The 12,983-nt window shown below is 68.1% G+C and carries 13 protein-coding genes; 6 read left to right on the top strand and 7 right to left on the bottom strand.

Features of this window, described 5'->3' with window-relative positions:
* Positions 1 to 20: 20 nt before the first annotated feature.
* Complete coding sequence (locus tag ACO2RV_RS12300) at positions 21 to 1,019, bottom strand: L-threonylcarbamoyladenylate synthase (protein ID WP_423293286.1); 999 nt, start codon at positions 1,017 to 1,019, stop codon at positions 21 to 23.
* A gap of 228 nt (positions 1,020 to 1,247) precedes the next feature.
* Here ACO2RV_RS12300 and ACO2RV_RS12295 point away from each other — a divergent pair, with 228 nt between their 5' ends.
* From ACO2RV_RS12295 to ACO2RV_RS12285, 3 genes are all read left to right on the top strand, one after another.
* On the top strand, positions 1,248 to 2,177 hold the full coding sequence (locus ACO2RV_RS12295) for a histone deacetylase family protein (RefSeq protein WP_423293284.1): 930 nt from the start codon (positions 1,248 to 1,250) through the stop codon (positions 2,175 to 2,177).
* Between the two features lie 65 nt (positions 2,178 to 2,242).
* Positions 2,243 to 2,488: an exodeoxyribonuclease VII small subunit gene (locus tag ACO2RV_RS12290; RefSeq protein WP_423293282.1), complete on the top strand. Its 246-nt coding sequence runs from the start codon at positions 2,243 to 2,245 to the stop codon at positions 2,486 to 2,488.
* Positions 2,489 to 2,526: 38 nt separating this feature from the next.
* On the top strand, positions 2,527 to 2,961 hold the full coding sequence (locus ACO2RV_RS12285) for a DUF1284 domain-containing protein (protein WP_423293280.1): 435 nt from the start codon (positions 2,527 to 2,529) through the stop codon (positions 2,959 to 2,961).
* Here the strand turns inward: ACO2RV_RS12285 and ACO2RV_RS12280 are convergent.
* Positions 2,955 to 3,542, bottom strand: a complete 588-nt coding sequence (locus ACO2RV_RS12280) for a protein-S-isoprenylcysteine O-methyltransferase (protein WP_423293278.1) — start codon at positions 3,540 to 3,542, stop codon at positions 2,955 to 2,957. The two genes, ACO2RV_RS12285 and ACO2RV_RS12280, sit on opposite strands and share 7 nt — an antisense overlap.
* 14 nt (positions 3,543 to 3,556) lie before the next feature.
* Positions 3,557 to 4,822 (bottom strand): hypothetical protein, encoded by a 1,266-nt coding sequence (locus ACO2RV_RS12275; RefSeq protein ID WP_423293276.1) that lies wholly within the window; start codon positions 4,820 to 4,822, stop codon positions 3,557 to 3,559.
* A 237-nt stretch (positions 4,823 to 5,059) separates the two neighbouring features.
* On the opposite strand from ACO2RV_RS12275, the gene dxs reads away from it, so the two are divergent.
* Positions 5,060 to 7,000, top strand: a complete 1,941-nt coding sequence (gene dxs / locus ACO2RV_RS12270; RefSeq protein WP_423293274.1) for a 1-deoxy-D-xylulose-5-phosphate synthase — start codon at positions 5,060 to 5,062, stop codon at positions 6,998 to 7,000.
* 36 nt (positions 7,001 to 7,036) lie between these two features.
* The gene (locus ACO2RV_RS12265; protein WP_423293272.1) at positions 7,037 to 7,792 is read left to right on the top strand and encodes a TlyA family RNA methyltransferase; all 756 of its coding nucleotides are present in this window, start codon (positions 7,037 to 7,039) and stop codon (positions 7,790 to 7,792) included.
* Positions 7,793 to 7,830: 38 nt separating this feature from the next.
* Here ACO2RV_RS12265 and ACO2RV_RS12260 read toward each other — a convergent pair whose 3' ends face one another.
* The gene (locus ACO2RV_RS12260) at positions 7,831 to 8,370 is read right to left on the bottom strand and encodes a DUF1097 domain-containing protein (RefSeq protein ID WP_423293270.1); all 540 of its coding nucleotides are present in this window, start codon (positions 8,368 to 8,370) and stop codon (positions 7,831 to 7,833) included.
* Between the two features lie 212 nt (positions 8,371 to 8,582).
* Between ACO2RV_RS12260 and ACO2RV_RS12255 the strand changes: the two genes are divergently transcribed.
* Complete coding sequence (locus ACO2RV_RS12255; RefSeq protein WP_423293268.1) at positions 8,583 to 9,833, top strand: class I SAM-dependent RNA methyltransferase; 1,251 nt, start codon at positions 8,583 to 8,585, stop codon at positions 9,831 to 9,833.
* A gap of 25 nt (positions 9,834 to 9,858) precedes the next feature.
* On the opposite strand, the gene ACO2RV_RS12250 is transcribed toward ACO2RV_RS12255, so the two are convergent.
* Genes ACO2RV_RS12250 through ACO2RV_RS12240 form a run of 3 tightly spaced genes read right to left on the bottom strand, consistent with a single transcriptional unit; the run spans position 9,859 to position 12,982 of the window.
* Positions 9,859 to 11,262: an MmgE/PrpD family protein gene (locus ACO2RV_RS12250; RefSeq protein WP_423293266.1), complete on the bottom strand. Its 1,404-nt coding sequence runs from the start codon at positions 11,260 to 11,262 to the stop codon at positions 9,859 to 9,861.
* 4 nt (positions 11,263 to 11,266) lie between these two features.
* Complete coding sequence (locus tag ACO2RV_RS12245) at positions 11,267 to 12,175, bottom strand: aminotransferase class IV (protein ID WP_423293264.1); 909 nt, start codon at positions 12,173 to 12,175, stop codon at positions 11,267 to 11,269.
* A 12-nt stretch (positions 12,176 to 12,187) separates the two neighbouring features.
* A complete protein-coding gene (locus ACO2RV_RS12240; RefSeq protein WP_423293262.1) occupies positions 12,188 to 12,982 on the bottom strand; it encodes an amino acid ABC transporter ATP-binding protein in 795 nt (264 codons plus the stop codon).
* Position 12,983: the final 1 nt, after the last annotated feature.

Here is a 12,983-nt window from a genome sequence, read left to right as displayed (position 1 = left end):
GTGTGGAAGGATCTCCCCCTCTAGCGCGGCGCCGCGGCGCGACGCAGGCGGTCGGCGATGGCTTCACCAAGCCCGCGGCGGGGCAGAGGGACGACGGCGATGGCGCTGGCGCCGCTGGCGTCGAGCGCGCGCAGATAGTCAAACAGGTTCGCCGCCGCCTCGTCGAGGTCGCCGGCCGGGCTGAGATCGCGCACCGCAAGGGCGGTCTCCGCGCCGGGCGGGTGCGCGCCGGCGAAGCTGAGCAGCGCCTCGCCGGGCCGCACCTCGCTCGCGCGCAGCCGCACCGGTACGGACGGCGCATAATGCGAGGCTAGCATGCCCGGTGCGACCGGCGCATCGGCAGCGGGGCTCGGCGTGAGATCGCCCAGCGGCGCGCCCAGCGCCGCTTCGATCGCCTCGCGCGGCAACCCGCCGGGGCGCAGCATGACCGGCACGTCGCCGGTGCAGTCGACGATGGTGGATTCCACGCCCACCGCGCTGGGGCCGGCATCGAGGATCAGGTCGATCCGCCCGTCGAGATCGGCCTGTACATGGCTGGCGCGGGTCGGGGAGACATGGCCGGAGCGGTTGGCGCTCGGCGCGGCGATGGCGCGACCGGCGGCGCGCAGCACGGCCTGCGCCACGGGATGGGTGGGCACGCGGATGGCGACGCTGGGGAGGCCGGCGCGAGCCAGCGCGCTGGTGGCCGCCTCGACGGCCGGCACAACCAGCGTCAGCGGGCCGGGCCAGAAGCGACTGGCCAGGGTTTCAGCCGCCGGGGTGAGCCGGCCGACCTTTCGCGCGCTCGCAATGTCCGGCACATGGGCGATCAGCGGATTGAAGCTCGGACGGCCCTTGGCGGTGTAGAGATTGGCGACGGCGCGTGGATTGGTGGCGTCGCAGGCGAGGCCGTACACGGTCTCGGTCGGCAGGGCGACCAGGCCCCCTTCGGTCAGCAGGCGTGCCGCCTCCGTGATGCCGGCCGCGTCCGCCGCCATTACCCGAGTTCTGCGTCCCGGCGACGCGCCGCGCGTGCTCATTGTCTCTCCCGCTCAGGCGGCTGCGATAGGACCTCGCCGGCTCATGGTCAACCGGCGGGAATGCGTAGAAAAACGCATGGCGGCGCCCGGCGCGACTGGCTCGCCGACCGCACGTGGCATATCGTCCACCATCTGCTGATGCTGGAGCGAGGAGAAATCCGTTTCCAGCCAAGAATCCAACAGACAAAATCGACTGAACAGACAAGAGCCAAACGTCCAGGGAACGCCATGACCACGCTGCTGATCGCGCACGACGCCTGCCTTGAGCATCTCACCCCCGCCGGCCATCCCGAGCGGCCCGACCGGGTGCGCGTGCTCAACCGCGTCTTCGAGGACGAGTCCTTCGCGACACTCGCCCGCGAGCAGGCACCTATCGCCCAGCGTGCGGACATCGTGCGCGTGCATCCCGAGGATTTCGTCGACGCGCTGGAAGCTGCCATTCCCGAGGAGGGGCTGGTGCGCATCGATGGCGACACGGTCATGTCGCCCGGCACCTTCGAGGCGATCTCGCGTGGTGTCGGCGGCGCGGTGCTGGCGGTGGACGAGGTTCTGACCGGCAAGGTGTCGAACGCTTTCGTCTCCATGCGCCCGCCCGGCCACCATGCCGAGACGCGCACCCCCATGGGCTTCTGCCTGTTCAACAATGTCGCCATCGCCGCGCGGCACGCCCAGGCAGCCCATGGCATCGACCGCGTCGCCATCGTCGATTTCGACGTGCATCACGGCAATGGTACGCAGGAGATCTTCTGGTCGGATCCGAGCGTGCTCTACGCCTCCACCCACCAGATGCCGCTGTTTCCCGGCACGGGAGCGGTGGGCGAGCGCGGCACCACCGACAACATCGTCAACGCGCCGCTGCGTTCCGGCGACGACGGCGAAGCCTTCCGCGAGGCGTTCGAGAGTCGCATCCTGCCGCGGCTGACGGCGTTCGGGCCCGAGCTCATCATCATCTCCGCCGGCTTCGACGCGCATACGCGCGATCCGCTCGGCAACATCAACCTGCTCGAACAAGATTTCAGCTGGGTCACCAAGAAGCTGATGGAGGTCGCCGACAAGCATTGCGGCGGCCGGATCGTCTCGGTCCTGGAGGGCGGCTACGACCTCGAAGGGCTGGCCCGCTCCGCCTCCGCCCATGTCATGGCGCTGATGCGCGGCTGAAGGCGGGGGGTGAGTGCGCGCCCCCGAGCCTGTATAAGGGGCGCGATTCACAGCGGGAGGCAGCCATGACAGATGCGGCGAATGTGGAGACGCTCAGCTTCGAGAAGGCGCTGGCCGAGCTCGAATCGATCGTGGCCAAGCTCGAAGGCGGCAATGTCCCGCTGGAGGAATCGATCGCGCTCTATGCGCGCGGCGAGGCGCTAAAGACCCGCTGCGACGCCCTGCTGAGGGACGCCGAGGCGCGGGTCGAGAAGATCACGCAGGGTGCGGACGGCCGCCCCACCGGCACCGTACCGCTGGACGGCGAATAGCGGGCGCGCGCGGCAAGGGTCTGGCGGGGGGCGCTTCCGTGACCATAAGGCTGCGCGCCCACCATCTGCTGTGCCTGCTGACCTATATCGGCAAGGGCTACACCCCCGCCTTCGTGGCCCAATATGACGCGCTGGTTGCGCGGCTGAATGCGGGCGAGGGTGCAGTGCTGGTCGAGGGGCCGGACGATATCTGCGCGCCGATGCTGGAGGGCGGACACCATTGCCTCAAGCCACGCATCACCGCCCGCGACGCGCAGGCGCTGGCCGACCTCGCGCGGCTTCTCGGCCATCCCCTCAGTGCGGGCGAGCCCGTGCCGCTTGATGGCGTCGCGCTGGCGCGGATGCGACGGGCCTTTGCCGATGGTATAATTCGGCAGGCTTGTGCCCGCTGCCAGTGGTCGGAACTGTGCACCGGCATTGCCGCGGCCGGCTTTGCCGAGGCACGCCTCGCCGGAGCGGAGTCGCGTCAGTAGATACCCGGCACAAGCCGCGCGGTGCGGGCGCTGTAGGCGCGGTACTGGTCGCCAAAGGTGTCGAGCATCATCTGCTCCTCGCGGCCAATGCGGAAGGCGTAGAGGATACCGAAGCCGACGAAGCCCGCCGGCCCGGCGACCCAGTTCGGGATCAGGATGAGCTGCGCCAGCGCCCACAGGAAGAAGGCCGAATACATCGGGTGCCGGACATAACGGTACACGCCGCCGGTGATGAGGTTGTGGTTGTCCTTGATTTCCAGCGTCACCGACCAGTTGCGGCCGAGATCGGCATGGGTGCGGCGGAACAGCCAGAGGGAGAGGGCGAACACCAGTGTGCCGAGCCCGAACTGCACCACCGAATAGGGGTAGTCCGCATAGTCGAACACATGCGAGGTCGCCCAGAACAGCGGGATGATACCGAGGCCCATCGTCGAGCAGGAGAGCAGGACCAGTTCCCGCAGCCGGTGGCGCGCATCGACCACGCGCTCGCGCTTCACCTTGCGCTCGAAGGGGATGCGGATGACGTACCAGCCGATCACGCCGACGGCCCAGACGATCTTCGCTGCGAGGAGGAGGTTCATGGAGTTTCCGTTGTCTACGCGATCAGGGAGCCATCCGCGTCGAAGCGTCCGAGCGGCCCTTCCGGGCGCGAGGACAACTCGGCGAAGGGAAGCGGACCGAGCACGAACATGAAGTAGTCGTAGGGAGCTTTCTGCTCGTTCGCCAGCAGGAACTGGTAGTGGATGCGCATGGCGTGCCAGCGCAGCTTGTCGAGCTTTTCCTGCGTCAGCATCCGCTTGATATTGGCGTCGCGCAGCACAGGCGGTCCGTCCGTCGTCACGTCGAACTCGATATCGCGTAGCGTGACCGGATGGAACCGGTAGAAATTGATCGAGTCGTGCCGCGCCTGATATTCGACCCAGCTCAGGCCCGGCGTGTCCGCGGCGCGCTGCGCCTGGCGGCGCACCTTCTCGCCTTTGCTGTGGAGGGCGAGCTTGGGGATGGTCGCGCCGCAGGTGAGGAAGGCAAGCCGGGTCGGACCCGCCGCCAGCGCCGGCTCGTGGTCGAGCGCGCGGTCCAGCACGCCCAGCATCAAGGTGGCACCGAGGCTGTGGCCGACCAGGATGACCTCGTCATAGGCGCCCGAACGGATGGCCGCGACCAGCACGTCGGCGAATTCATCGAGCCGGCGGTCGAGCAGAGGCGTGCGGTCATGCAGATAGTTGCGGGCGAGATCCCAGTCGTCGAGCGCCTGGTGCAGGCGCCAGTCGCGTCCCGGCCGGTGGAACAGCGCGAAGAAGGTGGCGATGCCGGCGGCCAGGCCGGCGAGGGTGGGAAGCGGCTCCGGCATAAGGCCCGTGGCCAACCAGTCCACCAATTCTCCCGCGAGCACGCCCGCACCGACGAACAGGCCGACGATCACGAACGGGAAAAAGAAGAAGAAGCCGTAGCGCAAATTGGCCGGAAAATAGCGCCGCGCCGCGCCGCCGGCGAGGAAGTCGAACAATCCGCCGAAGCCGCGCCACAGACGCACCGGGTCGGGACGCTCGTCGAGCTCGACGATGATGTCCTCCCAGCGCAGGATCCGGTAGTCGGTGTTCTTTGACCAGTTCGGGCCGTGGCTTTTCACGTCCCAGCGCGCGTAGCATTGCTGTCCGTCGTCAAGCCGGTCGGATACCTCGACGTCGAGCGACCAGAGCTTGGCGAAGCGCCCGGCCTGGTTGGCGAAGCGGCCATGGTGATAATCCATGTCGGTGGGGTCGTGGCCCGGCAGGAACAGCACGAGCCGGCGGCCGCCGTCGCGTCCGGTGGGAGGCTGTTCACCATCCAATGCCGCGCTTCCCGGCGCTTCCACATTCATGATGCGGGTTCTAGCGGAAGCCGGCGTCCCGATCCAACATTTGTGACCCGTTGCGGCGGCGTCTCCACATGGTCCTGCGCTTTGCCGTGCATTTATAGGGTTTGCCGCGTGTCGCGGCACCGCTGCGGTCGCACCGGACGGCGGCCCGCGTTGCGAGTCGGTTAACAACTGTGTATGCCGTTGAACTTCGTCCGCGGCACCGTATTTGTCCGGATGGAGACGTAACCGGAGACGTCATTGACCCGCCCGTCCACGCCGCTTCTCGACACGATCAGGGAGCCAGCCGATCTTCGCCGCCTGCCGGACGAGCAGCTCCCCCGGTTGGCCGAAGAACTGCGGGCGGAAACAATCGACGCGGTATCGGTGACCGGCGGGCATTTGGGGGCCGGGCTCGGCGTGGTCGAATTGACCGTGGCGCTGCACCACGTCTTCAACACGCCCGACGACCGGCTGATCTGGGATGTCGGCCACCAGTGCTACCCACACAAGATTCTCACCGGCCGGCGCGAGCGCATCCGTACGCTGCGCCAAGGCGGCGGGCTTTCCGGTTTCACCAACCGCACGGAAAGCGAATACGACCCCTTCGGCGCCGGGCATTCCTCGACCTCGATCTCCGCTGGCCTCGGCATGGCGGTGGCGCGCGATCTCGACGCGCTGAAGGAGCCCTTCGCGGCCCGGCGCAACGTGGTCTGCGTCATCGGCGACGGTGCCATGTCCGCCGGCATGGCCTATGAGGCGATGAACAATGCCGGAGCGATGGATTCCCGCCTCATCGTCATACTCAACGACAACGACATGTCGATCGCCCCGCCCGTGGGCGCCATGTCGGCCTATCTGGCGCGGCTGATCTCCGGGCGCACCTATCGCTCGCTGCGAGAGACCGCCAAGCAGCTCGCCGGCAGCCTGCCGAAATTCTTCGGCCGCCAGGCGGCGCGGGCGGAGGAGTTTGCGCGCGGCTTCTGGACCGGGGGCACGCTGTTCGAGGAACTCGGCTTCTACTATGTCGGGCCGATCGACGGGCACAATCTCGACCATCTGCTCCCCGTGCTGCGCAATGTGCGCGACGCCGAGACCGGCCCGGTGCTGGTTCATGTCGTGACCCAGAAGGGCAAGGGCTATCCGCCGGCGGAAGCCTCGGCCGACAAATATCACGGCGTGCAGCGCTTCGACGTCGCCACCGGCACGCAGAAGAAGGCGGCTTCCAACGCGCCGAGCTATACCAGCGTGTTCGCCGAGAGCCTGATCGACGAGGCGCGGCGCGACGACAGGATCGTCGCCATCAACGCCGCCATGCCCGCCGGCACTGGGCTCGACCTGTTCGCCCGCGAATTTCCCGAGCGCAGCTTCGATGTCGGCATCGCCGAGCAGCATGCCGTCACCTTCGCCGCCGGGCTGGCGACCGAGGGCTACAAGCCGTTCTGTGCCATTTACTCGACCTTCCTGCAGCGCGCCTATGACCAGATCGTGCATGACGTGGCGATCCAGCGCCTGCCGGTGCGCTTCGCCATCGACCGCGCCGGGCTGGTCGGCGCCGACGGCTCGACCCATGTCGGCGCCTTCGACATTCCCATGCTGGCAACCCTGCCCGGCATGGTGGTGATGGCACCCGCCGACGAGGCGGAGCTGGTGCACATGGTCGCCACCGCCGCCGCCTATGATGAAGGCCCCATCGCCTTCCGCTATCCGCGCGGCGAGGGTGTCGGCGTCGAGCGCCCGGCCCACGGTGTGCCGCTGGAGATAGGGCGTGGACGGATCGTCCGCGAGGGCTCGAAAGTGGCGCTGCTATCGCTCGGAACACGGCTCGCCGCATGTCTCGCGGCGGCGGACCAGCTCGGCGGCTTCGGGCTGTCGACCACCGTGGCCGATGCCCGCTTCGCCAAGCCGATCGACCGCGAACTGGTGCTGGCGCTGGCGCGCGAGCACGAGGTGCTGGTCATCGTCGAGGAGGGCGCCACCGGCGGTTTCGGCAGCCATGTGCTGACCCTGCTGGCGGAAGCTGGTGCGCTCGATCGCGGCCTGAAGGTGCGCAGCCTCGCTCTGCCGGATCGCTTCATCGATCACGATTCCCCCGCCGTGCAGCTCGGCCAGGCCGGCCTAGACGCGGAAGGCATCGTGCGCGGCGTGTTCGGCGGGCTCGGCCGCTCGGATGGTACGGCCGTCACCCAGCTGCGCGGCTGAAGCCCGCTAAAGGCGGCGGCAACGGATGATGCGGCGATGAGCACGGACGATTCAACCGCCGCCATGCGCGACCGCGCCGACCGCGTGCTGGTGGCGCGCGGCCTGTTCGAGAGCCGTGCCCGTGCGCAGGCCGCCATCGCCGCCGGGCTGGTCAGCATCGCCGGTCGGCGTGTTGCCAAACCCTCCGAGATGATTGCCCGCGATGCCGAGATCGAGGCGCACGAAGCCTATGAATGGGTGTCGCGCGGCGGGCTGAAGCTGGAGGCCGCGCTCGACGCTGCCGGCCTCGACATTACCGGTGCCGAGGCGCTGGATGTCGGCGCCTCCACCGGGGGCTTTTCGCAGGTGTTGCTGGCGCGGGGCGCCCGGCGGGTGCATGCGGTCGATGTCGGCCGCGACCAGCTGCATGCGCGTCTGCGTGGGGATGCGCGTCTCGTCTCGCTGGAAGAGACCGACATCCGCGTTCTCGCGCCCGGCGCGCTGCCATCCGCCGATATCGTCACCATCGATGTCAGCTTCATCTCGCTGGAACAGGTGCTGCCGGCGGCGCTCGCCCATGCCGCGCCCGGCGCCCGACTGGTGGCGCTGGTGAAGCCGCAATTCGAAGTCGGCCGCGACAAGCTCTCCAAGGGTGGCATCGTCAGGGATGCGCAGGCGCGGCTTGAGGCCGTGGAACGGATCGCCGCCCTGCTCGCCGCGCGTGGCTGGCGGGTGATGCACCGTCTCGCCTCGCCCATTCTCGGCGGCGACGGCAATGAGGAGTTCCTGCTGGTGGCGGCGCGGACGGAATGAACCCGTCCGCGCCGGTTTTCGTTCCGGGCTCGCGCCCGTCAGGCGGCGCGGCGCGCCGGACCCTTGTCGGCGACGAGCGCGCCGGCGAGCTTCTCCGAGACATAGCCGAGGGCCGCGCCGGCGATCATCGACAGGATGATGGTCACCAGCGGGTTGACGAGGCTCGCCGCGGTCAGGTTGGCGAGCCCGTCGGCCGTCAGCAGCGCGAAGGCGGCGGTGGCGGCAAAGCCGTAGACCAGCGCCGGGATGGCGGCGAAGGCCGGCATGTTGGCCAGCAGGATCATCACCAGCACGCCGACGCCGACGCAGATGCCGGCCCATAGCGGCAGGCCGAGGCTTTCGCCGAGGCCGCCACGACTGACGGCCAGTAGCGTCAGCCACGCCATGACGGCGCCGGCGATGTTGGCCATTATGGTGGCCTTGAGCCCGGCTTCCTTGCCTCCGCAGTGGAAGAAGCAGGCCCAGGCGATGAAGGCGGCCCAGATCTGCAGGCCGCCGGCGAGAGGTCCGAGGAACAACCAGGTGGCAACGCCCCCGAGTACGCCGATACTGATTGCAAGCGCCGAGATGATCGACATGAATTTCCCCTATGCGTGCGCTTCCGAACTTATTATTATGTGCATATGCGAAGTAAATTAGGCCGATCTAATGAATATTAGGAATCAGCCGACGTCATAATACATGAAATCGACGCAAAGCGCATGTCGTTGCAGGGTGGTGGCAAATTGAATAGCGTAGACGCTGTGTCAATACATAATATTGCATGGGTCATGTCAGCGGCGTGCCCTCGATGAGCAGTACGAGGCTCGACATTACGCGGATCGGCCCGCGCGGCGACGGGGTGGCGCCGAGCGCGGATGGCCCGGTTTATGTGCCGCTCACCCTGCCCGGCGAGCATGTCGAGGTCGAGCGCGAGCATGATCGCGGGCGGCTGCTTTCCATCGTCGAGGCGAGTGCGGACCGGATCGAACCGATCTGCCGCTATGTCGGTTCATGCGGCGGCTGCGCGCTGCAGCATTGGCGCGCCGAACCCTATGAAAACTGGAAGCGTGATCTGGTGGTCGACGCGCTGGCGCGGGTTGGGCTGGAGCCGCCCGTGGCGCCGCTGGTGCCGGCACATGGCGCCGGGAGGCGGCGCGCCACGTTCCATGCTCGCTCCACCGGCGGCAATCCGCGCAAGGGCGAGGATGTGCTGACTGTCGGCTTCGCCGGGCGGCGCAGCCACGCCATTGTCGCTATCGATGCCTGCCCGATCCTGGCGCCCGAACTCGCCGGCGCGCTGCCCGCCGCCTGGGCGGTGGCGCAGGTGTTGGTCCCGCTGGCCAAGCCGCTCGACATCCAGGTGACGGCGAGCGAGACCGGCCTCGACATGGATGTGCGTGGCTCCGGGCCGCTGATGCCGCGCATCGTTGCCGCGTTGGCGGAGGTCGCCGGCCAGCAGCGCCTCGCCCGGCTGACGCGCCATGGCGAGCTGGTACTGCAGCGCGAGCCTCCGCTCGTCACCATGGGCCGTGCGCGCGTGCGGCTGCCGCCCGGCTCCTTCCTGCAGGCGACGGCGCAGGGCGAGGCGACGCTGTCGCGACTGGTCGGGGAGGCCATGATACGCGGGGGCCGGATCGCCGATCTGTTTTCGGGGGTCGGCACCTTCGCGCTGCGGCTGGCCGAGGTGGCCCGCGTGGCAGCTTATGAGACCTCGGTGCCCGCCGTCGAGGCGCTGCTCAATGCCGTGCGCAACACGCCCGGCCTCAAACCGGTGACGGCCGAGGCGCGCGACCTGTTCCGCCGGCCACTATTGCCGCTGGAGTTGAAGAATTTCGACGCGGTGGTGTTCGATCCGCCGCGCCAGGGCGCGGAGGCGCAGGCGACACAGCTGGCAGCAAGCAAGCTATCTCTGGTGGTCGGGGTGTCGTGCGATCCCGTGACCTTCGCCCGCGACGCCCGCATTCTGGTCGATGGCGGCTTTCGGCTGGAGAGCGTCACCCCGGTCGACCAGTTCCTGTATTCCTCGCATGCGGAGCTGGTCGGCGTGTTCCGGCGGTGAGCTCCGTGCGGGATGGCCAGTGCGATCAGCAAGGAACTAGCCCGCGGGAGAGAGCGGCGCCGATATCCGGCACCGTCTCGATGCCTTCCAGCAGCGCAAGTAGCCCGGCGGCACCGGCATCGCCGAGAGCGACCGCCGCGTTGTCGCAGAATTTCCGCGCCACCGCGTCGGCGGGGAGCGGGCGCAACACGCCGCCCGGCGCGTCGACGATGAGGGCGGAGCTGTGCTGCGTCCCATCCTTCAGCCGGATGTCGACCCGGCCCGCCGGCCGGCGCTGACCGCTCATCAGTTCGCTCGCCTGCGCATCGACCCGGCCGGTCACGCGCGCGGCCAGCGCCTTCACCTCTGGCGAGGTCATGGTCGCCTCGTTGTACCAGTGAGGGCGGGACAGGCGCAGCGCCAACGCCGCCAGCGTGTAGGGAAAGGAGAACTGCGCGTCATTGATGCTGAGCGGGGCGGCATCCATGAAGTCGCGCAGCAGCGCCGCGTCGGTATGCACGACGATGGCGTCGATCGCCTCCGGCGCAATAGCATGCTCCGCCAGCAGGGCCTCGAAGGCACTGAGCGTCGTGTGCATCCAGCGGCAGGCCGGGTAGGGCTTCAGTGTGTTGAAGCCCAGCGTCCAGTTCTCGCCCAGGCCGTCGGTGAGGCGTTCCGGCTCGAACCGGTCGGAACCAAGCATGCGCCAGAGGCCGGAGGGGCCGTCCAGCACTGCCTTGGCGCCGACGAGGCCGGCGCGGTGCAGGCTGACGCCGCGCACGCCCGCTTCCGCCGCCGGTGCGAGGAAATCCTTGAAGGTAATGAGCGGCCGGCGCTCCCAATTATATTTCCGCAGGCTCGGCACGCTGGCAAAGGTGCCGGCGAAGCCGAGCGCGTTTTCCATCTCAGCTTCGTCGAGATCCATCAGCCGGCCATAGGCGACGGCAGCGCCGATCGCCTGATGCTGGCACACGCCATAGACTTCGCGAAAGCGCTCGATGCTCGGCTGGATGGCACGGATCAGCCGATTATTGACCTCATAGCCGAGCGCGACGGCGGTGACGAAGGTGGCGCCTGTCACCGTCCGCTCGAAGCAGGCGCTGAGCGCGGCAGCCACGATGGAGGCGCCGGGGTGCCCCATGCCGCGCCCGTTCTCGTCATCGAGCCCGTCGTCGAAATCGAGCGCGTTCATCGCCGCCGCATTGACGAAGGCGGCTGCGATCGGGCCGAGCCCCTCGCTCTCGCCCAGCACGCGGCAGGGGCCGGGGCGAGCCTCGATGCGCGTGGCGGCGAGGATGCGCTGCTGCATGCCGGTCGATGCGCCGGCAAGGCCGCAGCCGATGCTGTCGAGAATGTGGGTGCGTGCCTTCGCCCGCATAGCCATCGGGATCGCCGCGCCGTCGAAGCCAGCGGCAAAGCGACAGATGGCGGCGGTGACGGCGGTGTCCATGGGGTCAGCCGAGGAAGGTACGGTCATAGAGCTCCGACAGGCGGCGGGTCATCGGGCAGGGCAGTTCCGCGCCGACCGGCCGCCCGTCGAGGCTCCTCACCGGCGTGATGCCGCCGAACGTGCCGGTAACGAAAGCGCCGTCGGCATTATAGGCGTCGGCAAGGGTAAAGTCGGTCTCGCGGCAGGCAATGCCCTCCTTCGCACAGAGCTCGATCACCTTACGGCGGGTGATGCCCTTGAAACAGGTGCGGCCAGTGGAGGTGAGCACCTCGCCGCGCTTCACGATGAAGAAATTGGTCGAGTTGCAGCTGGCGATGAAGCCGTGCGGATCCAGCATCAGCGCCTCATGCGCGCCGGCGGCGATGGCCTGCAACAGCGGGCGGATGAAATTCAGCCGGCTATGCGAATTGAGGTGCAGGTCGAAACTGTCCGGGCCGGAGGTCCGGAAGCTCGAGGTGAACAGCTTGATGCCGGCCTTCTTGATCTCCGGATCCGGCACCTTGAACTCGGCGGTGATGGCGATCGTCGGCCGGCCGAGCGCATTGCGCGGGTCCTGATGCACGGTGGTCTTCTCGCCGCGCGTGACCATCAGGCGGATATGGCCGCCATCGGTCATGGCATTGGCGGCGCAGAGTTCCTCCAGCGCGGCTTTCATCTGCGGCTTCGACATGCCGATGTCGAGGGCGATGGTATTGGCGCCCTCATAGAGCCGGTCGAGATGGTCGTCGACCAGCACCAGCCGGCCCTTCGCCATGCGGATGCCTTCCCACACGCCGTCGCCGAGGCCGAAGCCGGCGTCGAAGATCGACACCATCGCTTCGGCGCGCTTGACCAGACGGCCGTTGAGCCAGATCCACAGATCGTGGTTGCGCGGGTCCTCGACCGGCGTCTGGGCGCCCTTTTCCTCGGCCATGTGGTGTCTCGCTCAAAAATGGAAGGCGGAGAAGCGGCGCAGGAAGGCCTGCGTGCGCTCCTTGCGCGGGTTCTTCAGCACCTCGTCGGAGGTGCCCTGCTCATGGATACGCCCCTCGTGCAGGAACAGCACCCGCGTCGCGAAATGGTAGGCGAAACCGAGCTCATGGGTGACCAGCAGCATGGTGCGCCCTTCCTCGGAGAGGCCGAGAATGACGTCGAGCACTTCGCCGACCAGCTCGGGGTCCAGCGAGGAGGTCGGCTCGTCGAACAGCAGAATCTCCGGCTCCATGGCGAGCGCGCGGGCAATGGCGACGCGCTGCTGCTGACCGCCGGACAGGCGCTGCGGATATTGCTCCGCCTTGTCCGCAAGGCCGACGCGCGTGAGATAGTCCAGCGCCGTGGCGCGGGCCTCCGTGCGCTTCATGCCCTTCACCGTCACCGGGCCTTCCATGACGTTTTCGAGGACCGTCATGTGGGGGAACAGATTGAACTGCTGGAAGATCATGCCGACACGGGTGCGCAGCCTGCGCAACTCGCCGGACCCGGCGGTGATAGCGCCGTCGCGGCCCTCCACCCCGATGGCGATGCCGTCGAGGGCGATGCGCCCGGCACTCGGCATCTCCATGAAGTTGATACAGCGCAGCAGCGTGCTCTTGCCCGAGCCCGAGGAGCCGAGAATGGCGATGCGCTCGCCGGCCCCGACCTTGAGGTCGATGCCCTTCAGCACCTCGTTGCTGCCGAAGCTCTTGCGCAGCCCCTCGACGGCGAGGACGGGGGGTGCCTCCGCCGATGTCACGTCCACCATG

It is taken from the genome of Ancylobacter sp. VNQ12, assembly GCF_049445835.1.
In the GTDB taxonomy this organism is placed as follows: Bacteria; Pseudomonadota; Alphaproteobacteria; order Rhizobiales; family Xanthobacteraceae; genus Ancylobacter.
Note: the sequence above shows the minus strand (reverse complement) of the source record. Positions and strands in the feature narration are given on the sequence as shown.